This is a genomic window from Enterococcus sp. AZ079, assembly GCF_050547255.1.
Taxonomy (GTDB): Bacteria; Bacillota; Bacilli; order Lactobacillales; family Enterococcaceae; genus Enterococcus_D; species Enterococcus_D casseliflavus.
Genome location: NZ_CP172955.1, coordinates 3,251,159 through 3,268,472, shown reverse-complemented (window position 1 = coordinate 3,268,472; position 17,314 = coordinate 3,251,159). Strand labels below are relative to the sequence as shown.

The window sequence follows — 17,314 nt, the reverse complement described above, 5'->3', positions numbered from 1 at the left end:
GCGGTTTTTTATGCTGGATCAAGCGTTCACTAAGCTGCTAGCGGTTTATCAAGAAACTACTTGTTTTTCGTAAGCGCAATCAAACTATTTGGTCAATCAGGGAACCCTGCGTTAGAATGAAAGAAGCAATAGAAATTGCTAGTTTTAAAAGAATTGCTTCAGAACCAGAACAATCGAAGCGTACACAAAATAAGGAGGATTTCACATGCACAACACAGAAACCTAACGATTATTGGCAGTTACGACACTCGAACAGAAGTATTACCGGTTATTGAGCAATTGACAAACGAAGGCTATGGCAAAGACGATATCGTGCTGTATGCGAATCAAACAGTCATCGATCAATTTGGGTTAGAATCCATCGATGATGTGGAAGTGGAGCATGCTGCTAGTGAAGACGAAGATCGTTCGCTTTGGGAAAAAATCAAAGATGCGTTTTCTTTTGGCGATTCAGATCACAGAGACGATGAACATGATCCATTATACGGCTACCGAGATGACATCGAACGAGACAAACTCGTTGTCGGCGTCTACGATTATCAGCCGATGGACAAAATAACGGATCGTGCTGCAGATACTGAGCCAATCATCGATCAACCGTTACCAGGTGAAACAGCGATGCCCGATGAGTCCGTTCATCCAACACCGCGCATGGGAGACAGTGATATTGAAGCACCGATCCATGACCCGAATCATCTGCGAAACTTATAAGTAAAAGAATTTCTTAAGTAAAGGAACTATTAAAGCCAGAGGAACGAGCATCCGTCGCACCTGCCAACCCTTAGTGAAGGGATGGGCCCGCAGGTGATCGACCGTCGCCCTCGGGCTTTTTTTGTTGCGCAACGGGCATTCATGTCTTTGTCATCTTTGAAAATAAAACTTAATTTGTTGACGATTGCTTTTTTTTGTATAATATAAGAGTGAGATAGATCATTGACGGAAGGTCCAACCATATTTTTGGGAAAGGATGGGGAGTGCGATGAAATTCAAGTTCAATATGCAGTCGGCATTAGTCAGTTGTTTTGTTGCGGTTTTTTTGAGTGTGGCGATCAATCAAGATGCCAATGCCTTTGTTGCCGCGCCCTTTGTTCGAGATTCTTCCAGTAGTTCCTCCGAGCCACCTTACCAGACCGCAAGCAGCAGTATCGAAGAAACCTCTGATTCCAGTCAGATTTTTTATGAAGCCAGTGTTAGTTCGTATACACCGTCTTCAACGACTAGTCGCTCGATCGAAGCGTCGACAAATGAAGGCACGTCTGTTTCTGTAAGCGAAGTAGAGACAGAGCCTAGCGTCAGTACTTCTGCAAGTAGCGAAAGCAGTTCGAGTACCGCGCCGAGTGGCGGCTCAACGACCACCAACGATACCTCCAGCAGTAGCGCTAGCAGCAGTTCTTCAAGCTCTTCGTCTACGAGTTCGACCAGTACTACAACAAGCAGCTCCAGCAGTGAAACGACTGAACCGTCTTCGGAAACCTCCAATAGCGATGACGAAGCTGCGGAAGATACGAGTGAAAACGTTGATCTAACAGTCGAAGGGGTCAACTGATCCCAGTTTATAAGGAAAACCAGTCCAATCCAAAGGCACCATTTCAGCTAGGCTTTATGCCTAGCTTTTTTATTTGCTTGTGTGAAGGAGTCACGCCCGGCCATTGCCATAAACAGGCTTTTTCGTGGCTGCGTCCCCATAAAGCAGCTATCCCTTTTGACTAGTGAAAAAAGCGACTACCCTCAGTCCTGCGTGTTTATTTCCTTCCTTCCTAAAAAAAGCTGCACTTGCAAGCATATCGTAAAGTGATTTTGAACAGTTTCGCTATAATAAGTGCGAGGAGGGGTGTTATGGGAAAGTATTTTAAGCACTTCGAAAAAATGATTAGTGTGATTGTTGATATTATGTTAGGACTGTTGGTTCTGTTGGTTTTGGTGGTGATGGCGGAAGCGATCTACAAAATCGTTGTCCATGTGATCCCGCTGCATGAAGTCAGTGATCTTTCCTTATTGATCGAAGAGATCGCGACATTGTTTATTTTACTGGAAATTATTTTGATGTTATTGCGTTACGTAAAAGAAGGTCACCATATTCCGGTGCGTTACTTGATTTTGATCAGTATTACAGCAATTTTAAGAGAGCTGCTTTTGGCACAAGGAAAAGGGTTAGAAACGCTCTTTTTGGCCTTAGCGATCTTGGTCTTGATCATTGTGCTGCAGGCGTTGGAAAAACTCAAAGCCTTTCATAGTTCTAAAGGACTGTAAAAAAAATCATCCGATTGGTTGACGAATGACTCGTCAAGGGATCTGATGATTTTTTAATTCTTCAAAAAGCACTCGGCTTTCTTGCTGCAGCCGCTTGCCGATATCTGTTTGCCCTACCGTTGTTCTTTCCGTTTGCCGCACGACGATTTTTTTCTGAGTGACGATGTCACGTCGCTGCTGGATGGCTTGCTGGCGATCTGTAAAGGGTTGATGGGCTGCTAAGGTCATGCCGAAGGAATTTGACAACAGCGTGTAACCAGCAATGCCTGTGACGGATTGATAGGAGCGAGAGAGTCCCCCATCGATTACCAATAAACGACCATTTGCCTTGATGGGCGTCTCACCTTTACGCACTTTGACAGGGGTGTGGCCATTGATGATGTGGCCTGTCGGCGGCAGACCGAAGGCAGCTAGGACACGGCAGCAGAAGTCTTCGTTTTCCCTTAAAGAATAATAGGCATTTTTTTGTTCCGTATGGGTGTTGCGATCTGCTATAAAGTAGCGCTCAAAGGTTTTCATGGCTTTTTTGCCGAAGAGGGAAGAGCCTTCGCCGCACCAAAGATACCAGATCATATCGGTGGCAAGGTCTGTTTGCTTTTCTGGTTGGGCAAAGCTTTCCTGCAAACATTGCTGAAAAAAGTCCATCAACGCTTTGCCTGCTAAGGGCTGCTGCTGGAAAGTAAAGGCCAGGAAATCGCCGTTTTCCTGACAAGGCAGGCAGCCGTGATACAGCAGGTTGTCGTTGAAGCGCTGGTACAATGTGCCATGCTCAACTAAAAAGCGCATATGCGCAGCTAAGCGGGGCGAGCGTTGAAATTGGCTCAGCAAATCTTGCAGTACCTCATGTTCTTCTGCTGTCAAACGGTAAGGATCATCGGGATCTACTAGTTGAAAACAGCCGTTGATCAAAGGATAGGTCTGGTCTAGCTGGATTTGTTGCCGATCTTGAGACAAGCGATGCAACAAGCAGCGCTCTGCCATCGCAAATGCTGGTCGCCGCTGGATCACGGCTGCTTCGACTTTGAATTGGATGATGGCAAACGCCTGTTGCAAAAGCATGGCTGCTTTTTTTTGCTGGCTTGATAAAGGGTCCACTGTTTTTTGCGGATAAAAGCCTTCATTTTCTGTGTAATATTTTTGGCTAAAAGCCAGTGCTTTTGATAGATCGATCCCATAACCATCTTGTAATAATGCCAGATTGCCGTAGCGAGCAGCGATGCGGATCGTATTGGCCAAACAGGGCAGCGAGCCGCAAAAGCTGCCGATCCACAAAATATCATGGTTGCCTAGCTGAATATCCAGTGAGGGCAAAGTCATCAAACGATCGACGATTTTGTCTGGCGCTGGTCCGCGATCATAAATATCGCCTAAGACGTGGAGATGATCCACTACGAAGCGCTGAATCAAGTACGCCAGTTCTTGGCAAAAAAGCGGGGCTGCCTCTAATTCAATGATCTTATCAAAAATCGCCCGATAGTAAGCTTCTTTATTGAAGTCAGCATCATATTGGTACAACAGTTCTTCTAAGATATAAGCAAAAGAAGACGGCAGTGCTTTGCGTACCTTGGAGCGTGTGTATTTACTGGAAGTAAAGCGGGCAACTTTCACTAGCTGTGCCATCTTTAAGCGCCAATCGGCAGGGGTCCATGCCTGTTCTTGTAATAGCTCCTCTGGATAATAAATGACAAAACAAAGTTCGGTCTGTTCTTCTTTCGTCAAGACGCCAGTAAACAAAATCTCGACTTTTTCTCGGATACTGCCAGAACCATTCCGCAAAATATGGTCAAAGGCATCGTATTCGCCATGCAGATCGCTGACAAAATGCTCGGTGGCTTTCGGCAGCTGCTGGATGGCTTCCAAGTTGATGATCTCGGTCAGGTTTGCCAAGGTGTCTTTATTGAACATGGGCCTGTTCTTTGGCTTGTTCTTCAATCAGCATCGCGCTTTCTTCAATGGAACGTTTGCTGACATCGATCACCGGAATGTTCAGCTTTTTGAACCATTCATTCGCGTAAGCTAATTCTGCTTCGATTCGTTCACAATTGGTGTAATGGGTCTCTTCTTTTAAGCCCAATGAATGCATTCGGGATCGCCGAATCTCGGTCAGAGATTCTGGATTCGTGGTCAAACCGACCATTTTTCGCGGGTCGACTTGGTGCACTTCGGCTGGCAAAGCAACTTCAGGAATCAAAGGCAGATTTGCCACTTTGTAGCCGCGGTTTGCCATGTATAAACTCAATGGTGTTTTCGAGGTTCGCGAAACCCCTAAGAGGACAAAGTCAGCATCGAGAAATCCCCGTGGGTCTTTGCCGTCGTCGTATTTCACCGCAAATTCCATCGCTGCCACCCGGCTGAAATATGCTTGGTTCAAGCGATGCAAGGCACCAGGCTCTTGGACGGCTTCTACACCGAATGTTTTTTCCAGCATCGTGGTCAAGGGCGACATAAAGTCGACATACTGCAAACCAGTCCGCTTGGCAAAGGCATCAACAAAGGCGACTAACTCTTTATTGACTAAGGTGGTAACGACGATCGATTTGTCTAGCAAGGCATCTTTGAGGATCTCGCCTAAGCTCTCTTCATCATTAGTAAAGGGAAAGAGCTGGATGTCTGAAAGGTCGATCGTGGGAAACTGCGCGGAAACGGCTGCGATCAGCTTTTGTGCCGTTTCGCCTACGGAATCTGAAATCAAATATATTCGAACGTTCTTCATTGTTTTTGCCCCCTAAAAGTGTGTGTTGTCACTGTCATTGCCTGCTTGAATAAAGTAATTCATCAGCCGTGTCTTCGTGATTTTGCCGATGACTTTTTTTGGTTCCTGCGGATCGACCACAGGCAAGGTATCGACTTCATGTCGCCCTAACAACGTACCAGCCGTCAAAATCGTTTCTTCGGGTGTGATGGTCACGATGTTTGGCATGCGAGTCATGATCATCGCTACAGGTGTTTTTTCTGGTGCGGCATTGCTGATCGCAAAGCGCAGTAGGTCTTTGCGGGAGAGGACCCCAATCAGCTCGTCTTGGTCATTTTTGACATAGAGGGAACCGACATCGTACATAAACAAAGTCGTGACCGCTTCATAAACGGAGACCGTTTGTGAGATCAGCAACGGCGGGATCATGACTTCTGCAACTTTGGTATGATAGAGTTTTTCGAAAAGCAAAGGCTCAACGGTTTGTCCTGTATAGAAATAGCCGACTTTCGGTCGGGCGTCTAATAAACCGGTCATGGTCAAAATCGATAAGTCATTCCGCAAGGTTGCGCGGCTCAAGCCCAACTGCTTCGCAATGGTCTCCCCACTGATCGGCTGATGCTCTTTGACGATCTCAATGATTTTCATTTGTCTTTGGCTTAATTCCAATGTGTCACCTTCTTTCTTTTATGTGCTATGCTATTGATTATATGATTTTCCGAATAAAAAGGCAATCCTTCTCTTTTAAAAAGGATAAATCCCTTAAAAGTTTTCTTTTTTCAGCTTGACGATTAAATGTGTCATACTATATACTGCTAATTAATCGAAATAGTATATAACATTTAAAAGGAGGAACATGATGGAAAAAGCAGTCGTATGGTTTTCAGAAGGCACAAAAGAGCAAAAAGCACTATTAGGCGGGAAAGGGGCAAATCTTGCGGAGATGACCAATTTGGGTTTGCCTGTTCCCCAGGGATTTATCGTCCCTGCGACTATTTGCCTGACCTATTTAGAAGAACAGGTTCTTCCTGAGGCGATCATCAAGCAAGTCAAAGCTGCCATCGAAGAATTGGCAGTCCGCAGGAACAAAACATTTGGCGGACTGCAGTCGCCGTTGTTGGTTTCTGTCCGCAGTGGGGCTAAGTTTTCCATGCCAGGGATGATGGATACGATCTTAAACCTTGGGTTGAATGATGAAACCGTCCAAGGCTTGGCTCAGCAGACGGGGGACCCCGTTTTTGCTTATGATTGTTACCGCCGCTTGATCCAGATGTATGGGGATGTGGTGAAAGGTGTAGCAAAAGAGCACTTTGAAGCCTACTTGACAGATTATAAGAAACAGCAGAATTATGCGTCAGACCAAATGATGACCGGCAATGATTGGCAAATGATCTGCCGCGTGTTTCAAAGTATTTATATGGAACATACTCAAGAAGCGTTTCCGCAAGACCCGTTTCAGCAATTGTTGGCAGCCATCACGGCGGTTTTTCGCTCATGGAACAACCCACGGGCAAAGACCTACCGATCTCTCCATCGCATCCCTGACGATCTAGGGACTGCCGTAACGATTCAAGAAATGGTTTTTGGTAACAGCGGGATAAATAGCGGGACGGGTGTCGCCTTCACCCGCAATCCAGCAACTGGGGAACCGGGACTTTTCGGCGAATTTTTAGTGTGTGCCCAAGGGGAAGATGTGGTTGCAGGGATTCGTACACCGCAACCGATCCAAGCGTTGGCACAGCAGCATCCCATGATCTATCAGGAATTAAAGCAACTGGCTGAGCGTTTGGAGGATCACTATCAAGACATGCAAGACATTGAGTTTACCATCGATGACGGCCAGCTGTTTGTCTTGCAAACAAGAAACGGCAAACGAACCGCCGCTGCCGCAGCGCAAATCGCAACGGATATGGTCGCAGAAGGTCGGATCACTATCAGGCAAGCACTAGATCGCATCACACCAGAAATGATCGATCAATTGCTGCACCCGTTATTTGCCCCCGAAGCCTTACAGCAAGCCAAAGCCTTTGCGCAGGGCTTGCCGGCTAGTCCAGGAGCAGCTTCAGGACATGTCTATTTCACTGCAGAGGCGGCGGAAAAAGCCAGCCGCGCAGGAGAAAAAGTCCTGCTGCTGCGGCAGGAAACCTCACCTGAAGATATTGAAGGCATGGTGGTGAGTGAAGCGATCATTACCGCTCGTGGGGGGATGACTTCGCATGCGGCGGTGGTCGCCCGTGGTCTGGGGGTCTGCTGTGTGGTAGGGTGCGAGGCATTAAGTGTCGATGTATTTTTGAAGCAGGCTCGCTGCGGCGAGCTGCTGATTGAAGAAGGTGACGTGCTTTCGGTAGACGGCAGCACTGGCAAACTGTATCAAGGGCAGCTGCCTATGACCAGTGTCCAGGAGCGTGTCTTGCTGGATCAGCTTTTGACGTGGGCACAAGCCCAGGCAGATCTAAAGGTTTACGCAAATGCGGAAACGAAAAATGACATTGAGGCTGCGCTGGCCTTTGGGGCAGCGGGCATCGGTCTGGCACGGACGGAGCATATGTTTTTTGGGGAAGAGCGTTTGTGGAAAATGCGGGAAGTCATTTTGGCGGAAACGAAGGCGGAACGATTGAAGGCGTTGGCTGAGATCAAGGCTTATCAAAAAGCCGATTTCCAAGAAATGCTGCAGGCCGCGCAAGGAAAGAAGTGCACGATTCGTTTATTAGATCCACCACTTCATGAATTTTTGCCCCATGAGCATGAACGCCTTGAAATGGCTCGCCGTAGTCAAAAATCATTGGCAGTGATCGAGCGGCGAATTGACGAGCTGCAAGAGGTCAATCCCATGATGGGGCATCGCGGCAGCCGTTTAGGACTGAGCTATCCAGAAATTTATGAAATGCAAACAGCGGCGATTTGTGAAGCGGCTGTGGAATTGCGGCAGCAAGGAGTCGAGGTAGAGGCGGCGATCTTATTGCCCCTGATCAGTTTGCCCGCAGAGCTGCAGGTGTTGAAAGAGACGTTGACACAGGTGATCGCTCAAGCAGAAGCAACCCTGCAGCAACCATTGCACATCGAGATCGGCATGATGATCGAGACACCTAGAGCGTGCTTGATCGCTGGGGAGTGTGCTGAAGATGCTGCGTTCTTTAGTTTTGGTACCAATGACTTGACCCAAATGACGTTTGGCTTTTCGCGGGATGATGCAGGCAGCTTTATTCAAGCCTATTTGCAGTCGGGGATCTTACAAGAAGATCCTTACCAGCACTTAGATCAGGCGGGTGTTGGCACGTTGATGCGCCAAGCGATCACTGGCGTAAGAGATCGTCAGCCAGAGCACTCGATCGGTGTTTGTGGCGAAGTCGGCAGCGATCCCTATTCCATTGCATTTTTGCGAGAGATCGGCATCGACTATGTTTCTTGCTCCCCATACCGAATCCCTGCTGCCTGGTTAGCGATCGCCCAATCAGCCCCCATCATCGAAGAGGCGTCAGTGGGCTCCCGCTAAAATAGGAGAAAAAAATACACCGCAGTCCACTAGCAAGGCTCGCCTGCTTGGTGGATTACGGTGTGTTCGTGCAGCTTCACCTTACAGGGGCTGATCCGTTTTTTGAATCGCGGGTTTGCGTCCTTTTAAATACCAAGTGATCCCAATAACATGGGCGAGGTAGATGGCAGCGAGGACGAAACGTACCAGCAGATTAGGGATCAATAGTGCAGGAATTGCAAAGACTACCAGCATCATGGCAAACATCCGAACCATTCCCTTGGTACTCAGCTGTTTTTGTACGAGTGGTTTTTCAATGTATTTTTGATAATTTTCTGATTGAACCAAGCGTTGATAATAGGTATCGGAACTCCGCAGCCAGAAATAAGCCGTCAGCAAGTAAAAGACCGTTGTGGGTAAGAAAGGCAAGAAGATTCCTAAAGTACCTAGACCGAATGTCAGTGATCCACAAAGAAAAAATAGTGTTTTTTTCAAAAGTAACCCTCCTTATTTGGGTGTTTCGTGTCTTACCCTCAGTATAACGGAGGAGGGGCAGCTTGAACATGCGTTTTGTGTTTTTCCCCGTTTTTTAGCGGCAATAAGAGTTTTTCTTCCCCATACTCCTGCTTTTTTGATAGACTAGAAACAACACAAAGGGGGAAGCAGCATGGAAACGATTGAATTGAATACCGGCATTCAGATTCCAGTGATCGGCAGTGGGACGAATACATTCGGGAAAGAAAACCGAGAATACCAAGGTGCGATCAATGATGATACGACAGAGCTGTTGACTGCCATCAAGCTTGGGTATCGGCATTTTGATACGGCGATTTCTTACCGCAACGAAGCCGTAGTAGGCAAAGCCATCAAAGAAAGCGGGATCGACCGCAGCGAATTTTTCCTGACTTCTAAGATTCCTGGCAAACCAGAGCATACGCAAGATGCAGCTGCCGTGAAAGCGTCTGTCGAAGCGAGTTTAGCAGCCTTGCAGACGGAATCGATCGATCTTTATTTGATCCATCATCCGTGGGACAACTTGGCAGAGATCGCCGCTGTCTGGGCGGTTCTTGAGGCTTATGTCGATAAAGGAGTCTTAAAAGCGATCGGGGTGTCCAATTTCCAAGAAGAAGAACTTAGCTATTTATTGGCAAACAGTCGGATCAAACCAGCGGTCAATCAAATCGAATCGCATCCAGGCAAGTGGAACGATGCGATCATCGCCTATTCCTTAGCCAATCAGGTAGTTCCAGAAGCCTGGGGGCCACTTTCACGGATTTCAGAAGCGGCTCGGGAAACCTTGACCCAAATCGGTGAAGCGTATCAAAAAACCTGGAGCCAAGTGGTCTTGCGCTACCAAATCGAGCGTGGGGTGATCGTGATTCCGAAATCCCATTCAGAAAAACATCAAGCCGAAAATTTAGCGCTCTTTGATTTCGCTTTGACTGCGGAAGAAAAAGCCGTCATCAAAGAATTATAGGCAATAAAAAGCAGTCCCATTAAAGGGGCCCCTACAGCCAGTGCGGAAACTTCCGTGCTGGCTATTTTTATGCAGTCGCAACGCTCCTTCATGACTGAGGAGCTTTTCTATTCGTTAGATCAGCAACCGTAAGCCTTAGCAAAAAAGAAAATGCGCTTGCAGCCGTTTCTGCCAATGAACCCTCTTAATCATTCAAAGAAATAACCGATTATCCTTACTAAGGGTCGTCTACGGACGAGTCTTCATTGGATCGTGTGAAATTGGAAATGAAGGAGTGGCACAGTTGTGAAAAAAAGAAAAAAGACGATAGGAATTTATGTGATGATCACCTTGATGCTGGTTGCGGGGATCCCGATCATTGTCATGCTGACAAGTTCCTATTTAACCACCAAGAACTTATTGATTGAACGAAATGATTTGAACAAAGAAAGTGCCGTCAATTTGATCTTGGCGGAAGAAAAGAGTTTGCGCCGATCGACGGAAAGCAAATTGAAATCAATGGCTGAACTGCCAGCGATGAAAACAGAATTCAGCATGGGACGCATCCGTTCAGATCTTTCTTTAGCGATTGCTGGAAGCAACAGCTTCTTAGCGGTGACTTTTGGAACAGAAGATGATGAATATGTAACCTTCAATCCCTTACCAGATGATTATAAGCCTACGATTCGGCCATGGTACAAAGGGGCCGTAAAAGCCGAAGGAGAAGTGTATTGGACAGCACCTTATTTAGATACAGTGTCGAATCAATTTGTGACGTCGGCTTCGATCAGGGTCAAAAATTCCCATAATCAAGTGGGGGTTTTAAGCGTCGATGTTTCCTATGAAAGCATTCAAAACATCTTGTCTTCTTTTACCGTAGGGCGGACTGGGAATGTCACCTTAGTTTCAGAATCTGGGGTCATCGTGACCTCAAAAAACACCAAACAAATCGGTAAGAATATCAAAGAAGAAGAAGTATTCCAAAAAATCAAAGAAGCTAAAAACCCGACAGGCATGGTTGGTTTAGGCGACTCGAATAAAGTCAACGATGTGTTGTATGACAAGTCTGCTGATTCCAATGTTTGGGCGTACTCCGAAGTCAAAGCTAGTGATCTAGACAAAGAGTTAGGGGCGTTAGTCCGTACCACCATTATCGTTACGATCTTGATGCTGCTCTTTGTAGGACTGGTTTCTTATGCCGCGATCAAAGTAGTCGCAGCAATCATCGATTGCTTCAATCGTTACTTTAGAAAAGTCGGTGAAGGCAAACTAGAGAAGATGAGCAAAACCAAAAGAGCCAAAGGCGAAAAATGGACATGGGATCAATTGGCACGCCGAGTTGTATATCCAGACAAAGCAGGCAATGAGATCCAGCAAATGGCGGACAATTACAATGTGATGATCGAAGGCACGGGTGCATTGATCCAAAAAGTACAAAAAGAAAGCAACAGTGTCGCAGGAATGTCGGATTCTTTATTAGAATTGTCAAAACAAACCAATATTGCGACAGAAGAAGTCTCTCAAACCATTACAGGGATAGCTGAAGTGACCGGTGCGCAAGCCCAAGAAACAGAATACAGCGTGTCCCAAATGCAAAATCTGTCGCAGGTCGTGAAAGAATTACGAGAAAATGTTGGCGGCATGAGCAGCAAGTCGCAAGAATCTACGAAGATAAATCAAGAAAACTTAACGATCATGGATCAAGTCGATGACAGCTGGCGACAAGAGTTGGCACAGATGGAGCGCTTGATGTCGAACATGACGGGAATGAATGATAGTATCCAAAACATCAACTCGATCATTGGGGTCATCAATGATATTTCTTACCAAACCAACTTGCTAGCCTTGAATGCATCGATCGAGGCCGCAAGTGCAGGTGAGTCGGGCAAAGGCTTTGCCGTCGTGGCTGCTGAGATCCGTAAATTGGCGGAACAAAGCAAAGCCTCTACCAAAGAGATCGAAGCGATCATTGAAGAAATTCGTGAGCAGTCTAGTCAAATGGTCAAACAAACGTCGGCGTCTGTCAAAGGCGGCGTTCGCCAGACCAACTTGATAAAAGAAGCGATCTCATCTTCAAAAGAAGTCTTCCAACGCAGTAGCTATATGATTGAAGGCATCCATCATATTGAAGCAGCCAGTGCCCGTATCGAAAACATTCAAAACAGTGTACTGGAAAACTTAGAAAACATTTCCGCATCAACGGAAGAAAATGCCGCTGGTACACAAGAAGTTTCCGCAAATGCAGAAGAAGTCTTGGCAACCATGGATGAATTTACCAACCATGTGGCCGATCTCAGAGACATTGCAGAAGAGTTGAAGCGATTGACCAATCGGTTTGAAGTGGAAAAATAAACCAAGCAAAAAAATCACTCATCAGCTATTCGCAAGAATGGCTCGTGGGTGATTTTTGTTTAGTGAATAGGAGACTGCAATAAAGCCAAGACGGATATTGGTCGTCTTGGCTTTTCATAATGATATTTATAAAACCGTATTATGGGCTATTGTGCCGTTTCAGTCCGCTGAATGATCATCTCCACGCGGCGGTTTTCCGAGCGGCCTTGGGGGGTGTTGTTATCGGCCTTCGGTTCGGTATCGGCAAAGGCTTGGATGGCAGCATTTTTTTCTAAAACGGCGCCTTTGCTGATGAAGTACTCCATAACGGTAATGGCCCGAGCGGAACTAAGATCCCAGTTAGATTGGTAGCGGCCATTGCCTTTTTCAGGTACGTTATCGGTATGCCCAGCGATCACGATTTTGTTGGTTTTTAATTTTTTCAGTGAGTCCGATAGCAGATCCAGTGACTGACGAGTGGTGTCCGTGATCTCGGCGCTGCCAGAGGCAAACAAGATGCTGCTGGCAAGCGTGATATGCAAGCCATCGGATTCCAAGCGGACTTCTGTCTGCTCTTTTAAGCCAGAAGCTGCCAGCTCTTGTGCCAGCTGGTCGCTGATTTTTTCTAGTTGCTGATTTTCCAGTTGGGTCCGAACCGCTGCTTCTTGCGCTTGTGCTTCGGCAGAAGTGGCGGCTTTTTTTCGCGGCGTGGTCTCGCCCATATCGATCACCGACCCAATCACAGATGAATTGCTGTGGTGGCTGGAAAGGATGGTGCCAAATTCGCTTTTGATTTCTTGGAACTTCTCATCATCAACTTTCGCCATGGCAAACATGACGATGAACAAAGCCAGCAGCAAGGTCAACATATCCGAGTAAGGCAAAAGCCACGCTTCGTCTACATGTTCTTCATGTTTCTTTTTTCGCTTCATGTCGCTTCACCCTTTATAATTGTTCTTGCCGTTTTTTCGGATCGATCAAGCTGTATAATTTTTTCTCAATGCTTTTCGGCGATTGTCCGGCTTGGATCGCTAAGACCCCTTCCACGATGATCGACATCATTTGGACCTCTTGCTCCGATTTCAAGGTCAGGCGTGAGCTAAAGGGAATGAACAGGACATAGCCGAAGAAAATACCATAAAGGGTCGCCACGAAGGCCGCCGAGATCATGTGCCCCAGTGCCTCTACATCCTCTAAATTACCTAGCGCCCCAATCAGCCCGATCACGGCTCCTAACACCCCTAAGGTCGGGGAACTCGTGCCGGCGGTTTTAAAAATAGCCGAGCCGATGCGATGCCGTTCTTCGATCCCATAGATCTCATTCTCCATGATTTCTTGGATCTGTTCGGCAGCGATGCCATCAACCACCATTTCCAAGCCCTTTTTTAAAAAAGGATCTTCTAAGTTTTGGATGGCACCTTCAAGAGATAACAAACCATCGCGCCGGGCTTGGTTGGCTAATTCAACGATGGTATTGATGGTTGTTTTTAAGTCGTATTCTTTATTTTTCAGCAGAACGCCGAAGATCTTCGGGATTTTTTTGATATCACTGCTGGGAAATGAATTGATAACGGCTGCGATCACACCAACGAAAATGATGATCGCGGCTGCCGGATTGATCAAAACGGCCACATTGGCACCTTTTACAATCATCCCAACCACCACAGATATCAATCCTAAAATAATACCGATCAGCAAGAAAAAATCCATTTGTTGCGTCCTCCTAAATTCTATTTCCAGGTTTTAAACCCTCATTTATTTTATCGGTGAATTAAAATCATTCTTAATAGCAAAAAAAAATAATCCTAAAAATAACTAAAATAAATTTTCAGCTTCTTCTTTTTTTGTTGTTTTTTGGGCAAGTGGCGGCAAATTTTTGAAATGGTACAGCTTGCAATTTTTGTGAATATTTATAGATGGTACCGTTTTTTTTCGTGAAGCGTTTCTCAGGGTTTGTCATGTCATTCAGCACAAATGAAAATGTTTTAATCAATTTTTCGAATAATGCTTGTTTTTTTATCAAAAATCATCTTTTGATCAAAAAGCATAGATATGCTTGTAAAACGCTTTATATCGATCGTTTACTTTTTATAACTGGGGACGAAATTGCGATGAAACAGTGTTTAACAAATAACATAACATGGTTGTAACTTAAATGTCATATCCGTAAAGTTGTAAAAATCAAATTGTAAAATAAAAATAATTCTACTATAATGACATCACGTCTTCTTGTTTTTTTAATCTATAACAAAAAAATAAATAAATATATTTGTTTCTGTTCCATCGCTGAAAAAAACGTTTGGTACAGAAGGTGGAAGGAGCAATTATTGTTGGATACCTATGATTTATTAAAAACAGCCATGAATGTTTCTGCCCAACGCGCAGAATTGATTTCGTCTAATATCGCCAATGTCAACACGGATGGGTACAAAGCAAAACGCATCGTGTTTGAAAGCGAATTAAAGCAGGCACTCGCTTCATCAGGGACCGACGCTGCAACCGAAGCGTCAGTTTCTCAAGTAAAACCGAAAATCACTGAAAATGCAACTACCAGCATCAAAGACAACGGCAATAACGTGGATCTTGAAGTGGAGATGTTGGATCAAGCAGCCAATGGGTTATATTACAGTGCATTGACCGCACAAGTCAACGGTCGCTTGCAAATGATGAACCTTGTATTGAGTAATTGATAGAAAGCGCAGGAAAAACAAATGGGTATGTTTAATGGACTAACGATCAACGCGAGCGGTCTAGCATTGGAACGGTTAAAACTCGATACGATCTCCAGCAATATCGCAAATGTAAATACGAATCAAACACAAACAACCGCGGCTTATCAAAAAAAGAGTATTCTTTTTTCAGAAAATTTAAAAAATAGTCGCGAAGGAATACCGGCTACATACGGTGTCAAAGTGACGGGGATCGCTGCCGATGAAACGGAAAAACTGACCTATGATCCTACCAATCCCGCTGCCAACGATGAGGGATATGTCGGTCAATCAAATGTGGATATTGCCGATGAAATGGTGGCAATGTTGCAAGCGGTTCGAACGTACGAAGCCAATGTTTCTGCTTCAGAAATGAATAAAACGATCTTGAAAAAAGCATTAGAAATATCAAAGGGGTAACGAGAAAATGGATGGACTTTTAACGACAGGATTAACGGACTACCAAAACGTTTTGCGGACACTAGGCACGGGGGCTGCTTCAAACGAGACCAGTGCTGCAGGCGCCAAGGAAAATCAGTTTTCTTCTTACTTGACCAATGCGGTCGATCAGTTGAATCAAAAAACGGCGGTCATGGATCAAGATACTGTAAATTTGATCACCGGCGATGAAAGCGATCTAGGGAATGTGATGATTCGCATGACGGAGGCGCAATTGGCGCTACAAACAGCCGTTCAAGTACGAAACAAGTGTTTAGAAGCTTACAATGACGTGAAAAATATGCAGTTTTAGCAGTGGGTGAGGGAATAAGGATAAATGATGGATAAAGTGAAAGAATGGACAGAACAACTCAAAGACCGTTGGCAAATGCAAAGCTCTTTAAAGAAAATGATCGTTGTTCTTTCCGTTATCAGCGTTCTCGGAATCACAGCAGCTGTGTATTATTTAAATACGCGAATTGAATACGGTATCTTGTTTACGGATCTAAGCGATGCCGATGCGGGAACGATCAGCAAGGATTTGGAGGAACAGCAGATCACCTACAAATTAGCCGACAATGGGACGACGATTTTGATCGATAAAGACCAAGTCGATGAATACCGCATCAATCTTGCCGTGGACAATAAATTACCAAATACCAGTACAGGCTTTGAATTATTTGATGATGCCAACATGATGACAACCGACGAAGACCGCAAGATCATGTATCAGCGGGCAGTAACGGGCGAACTGCAACGGGCGATCGAGTCGATCGATGCGGTCAAATCCGCCAAAGTTTTACTCGTGATGCCAGAAGAAAGTGTCTTTTCTTCTGAGGAAAGTGCGCCAACTGCTTCTATCGTGTTGACCTTGAAAAATCAGCAGATCTCAGACGAGTCCGTGCAAGGGATCGTTACCTTGACTTCAGGGGCAGTGGAAAAGCTGAAGCCAGAAAATGTAAAAGTCGTTGATAGTGCGGGCAATACCTTGACGAGAACCGAAGATGAAGCCAGTCAATTAAGTGGCCTGAACAATAAATACATTGCCATCAAAGATTCCTACGAAAAAACGCTAGAAGAAAAAGTAGCGAAGCTGCTGACACCGATCTATGGTGCAGACAAATTCCAAGTGTCGATCAATTTAGACTTGAATTTTGACTCGATCGAGCGGAAGAAAGTCACTTATGATGACCCAGAGATCAAGAGTGAGACAGTGCAGGCTGCTGGTTCGCAAGGCACCGTCCAAGAAGCCCAAACAGGGACGGTGGATGACAATGTCTCCAATGTGACGGGTACGGATGGAGAGGGAAACAATTCCTATAGCCGTTCGGTGGAAAACGAATTGGATACCGAGACCACTACGACCATTACGGCCCCTGGCATGATCGAACGAATGACCAGCTCGATCGTGATCAATGCGAACCTTTCGCAAGCGGATCAAGCAGAATTGCAGCAGTTGATTGCTAGTGCCGTCGGCTATGACAATGACCGTGGTGATCAAATCGCGATCCAAGGATTTGACTTTGCCCAAGCAGAGGTTGATCCAGCCGTTGATCCGCAAGGGAATGAACCGATTGCAGCTGCCAAAGGTTATCTCAAGTATGCCATCATCGGCGGCATCGTGTTGACCTTGTTCTTAGTGATTTTAATGATCGTTGGCGTGATCCGACGTCGTCGTAAAGAAGACGAGCTGGAAGTCGATGTGACGGAGGAAATGGTCACTTTTGCACAACCGTCAGCAGTTAGCACTGGTACAAGTCCGTCAGTTGCACAAGAAGTCGTTTTTGGCGGTGTCGGCAATCGGTCTGCTGAAACGAAACCAGCGGTGCCAGAAGCATCCACACAAGAAGCCGCAGCAGAACATTCAGGAGAACCAACATTGGATCAAACGGCTAGAAATTATGCCGAAAGCAATCCTGAAGTAGCGGCGGAATTGATCAAAGCTTGGATGAAAGAAAAATAAGGGG

16 protein-coding genes are annotated in these 17,314 nt (G+C 45.7%); 10 read left to right on the top strand and 6 right to left on the bottom strand.

The features are described 5' to 3' along the window. Positions 1-198: 198 nt before the first annotated feature. From IGJ15_RS15570 to IGJ15_RS15560, 3 genes are all read left to right on the top strand, one after another. Positions 199-711 (top strand): general stress protein, encoded by a 513-nt coding sequence (locus IGJ15_RS15570; RefSeq protein WP_430599466.1) that lies wholly within the window; start codon positions 199-201, stop codon positions 709-711. Positions 712-979: 268 nt separating this feature from the next. Beyond that, entirely contained in the window at positions 980-1,546 is a 567-nt protein-coding gene (locus IGJ15_RS15565; RefSeq protein ID WP_010748526.1) for a hypothetical protein, read from the top strand. A gap of 290 nt (positions 1,547-1,836) precedes the next feature. Beyond that, entirely contained in the window at positions 1,837-2,250 is a 414-nt protein-coding gene (locus tag IGJ15_RS15560) for a phosphate-starvation-inducible PsiE family protein (protein ID WP_010748527.1), read from the top strand. A 33-nt stretch (positions 2,251-2,283) separates the two neighbouring features. Here IGJ15_RS15560 and IGJ15_RS15555 read toward each other — a convergent pair whose 3' ends face one another. The 3 genes from IGJ15_RS15555 to IGJ15_RS15545 are packed head-to-tail and all read right to left on the bottom strand — an operon-like array spanning position 2,284 to position 5,611. Next, positions 2,284-4,155 (bottom strand): fructose-1,6-bisphosphatase, encoded by a 1,872-nt coding sequence (locus IGJ15_RS15555; RefSeq protein ID WP_010748528.1) that lies wholly within the window; start codon positions 4,153-4,155, stop codon positions 2,284-2,286. Further along, on the bottom strand, positions 4,145-4,963 hold the full coding sequence (locus tag IGJ15_RS15550; protein WP_005226564.1) for a pyruvate, water dikinase regulatory protein: 819 nt from the start codon (positions 4,961-4,963) through the stop codon (positions 4,145-4,147). The genes IGJ15_RS15555 and IGJ15_RS15550 overlap by 11 nt, the downstream gene beginning before the upstream one ends. A gap of 12 nt (positions 4,964-4,975) precedes the next feature. Further along, entirely contained in the window at positions 4,976-5,611 is a 636-nt protein-coding gene (locus tag IGJ15_RS15545) for a helix-turn-helix transcriptional regulator (RefSeq protein WP_005232817.1), read from the bottom strand. A 190-nt stretch (positions 5,612-5,801) separates the two neighbouring features. Here IGJ15_RS15545 and ppdK point away from each other — a divergent pair, with 190 nt between their 5' ends. Beyond that, positions 5,802-8,435 (top strand): pyruvate, phosphate dikinase, encoded by a 2,634-nt coding sequence (gene ppdK, locus IGJ15_RS15540; RefSeq protein WP_010748529.1) that lies wholly within the window; start codon positions 5,802-5,804, stop codon positions 8,433-8,435. Positions 8,436-8,516: 81 nt separating this feature from the next. Here ppdK and IGJ15_RS15535 read toward each other — a convergent pair whose 3' ends face one another. Next, positions 8,517-8,909 (bottom strand): YbaN family protein, encoded by a 393-nt coding sequence (locus IGJ15_RS15535; protein ID WP_005226569.1) that lies wholly within the window; start codon positions 8,907-8,909, stop codon positions 8,517-8,519. A gap of 172 nt (positions 8,910-9,081) precedes the next feature. Between IGJ15_RS15535 and IGJ15_RS15530 the strand changes: the two genes are divergently transcribed. Next, positions 9,082-9,891 (top strand): aldo/keto reductase family protein, encoded by an 810-nt coding sequence (locus IGJ15_RS15530; RefSeq protein ID WP_005226570.1) that lies wholly within the window; start codon positions 9,082-9,084, stop codon positions 9,889-9,891. A 285-nt stretch (positions 9,892-10,176) separates the two neighbouring features. Next, positions 10,177-12,222 (top strand): methyl-accepting chemotaxis protein, encoded by a 2,046-nt coding sequence (locus IGJ15_RS15525; protein ID WP_005226571.1) that lies wholly within the window; start codon positions 10,177-10,179, stop codon positions 12,220-12,222. A 146-nt stretch (positions 12,223-12,368) separates the two neighbouring features. On the opposite strand, the gene IGJ15_RS15520 is transcribed toward IGJ15_RS15525, so the two are convergent. Together IGJ15_RS15520 and motA are read right to left on the bottom strand one after the other, a co-directional pair. Then, positions 12,369-13,133 carry an OmpA/MotB family protein gene (locus IGJ15_RS15520; RefSeq protein WP_010748530.1) on the bottom strand — a complete coding sequence of 255 codons (765 nt, stop codon included), beginning with the start codon at positions 13,131-13,133 and terminating at the stop codon, positions 12,369-12,371. Between the two features lie 13 nt (positions 13,134-13,146). Next, on the bottom strand, positions 13,147-13,911 hold the full coding sequence (gene motA / locus IGJ15_RS15515) for a flagellar motor stator protein MotA (protein WP_005232810.1): 765 nt from the start codon (positions 13,909-13,911) through the stop codon (positions 13,147-13,149). A 620-nt stretch (positions 13,912-14,531) separates the two neighbouring features. Between motA and flgB the strand changes: the two genes are divergently transcribed. Genes flgB through fliF form a run of 4 tightly spaced genes read left to right on the top strand, consistent with a single transcriptional unit; the run spans position 14,532 to position 17,310 of the window. Then, complete coding sequence (gene flgB / locus IGJ15_RS15510; RefSeq protein ID WP_017144455.1) at positions 14,532-14,891, top strand: flagellar basal body rod protein FlgB; 360 nt, start codon at positions 14,532-14,534, stop codon at positions 14,889-14,891. Positions 14,892-14,912: 21 nt separating this feature from the next. Further along, positions 14,913-15,329 carry a flagellar basal body rod protein FlgC gene (flgC, locus tag IGJ15_RS15505; protein WP_010748531.1) on the top strand — a complete coding sequence of 139 codons (417 nt, stop codon included), beginning with the start codon at positions 14,913-14,915 and terminating at the stop codon, positions 15,327-15,329. 7 nt (positions 15,330-15,336) lie between these two features. After that, on the top strand, positions 15,337-15,660 hold the full coding sequence (gene fliE / locus IGJ15_RS15500) for a flagellar hook-basal body complex protein FliE (RefSeq protein ID WP_005226583.1): 324 nt from the start codon (positions 15,337-15,339) through the stop codon (positions 15,658-15,660). 27 nt (positions 15,661-15,687) lie between these two features. Beyond that, a complete protein-coding gene (gene fliF / locus IGJ15_RS15495; RefSeq protein ID WP_010748532.1) occupies positions 15,688-17,310 on the top strand; it encodes a flagellar basal-body MS-ring/collar protein FliF in 1,623 nt (540 codons plus the stop codon). The last annotated feature ends 4 nt before the right edge of the window (positions 17,311-17,314 follow it).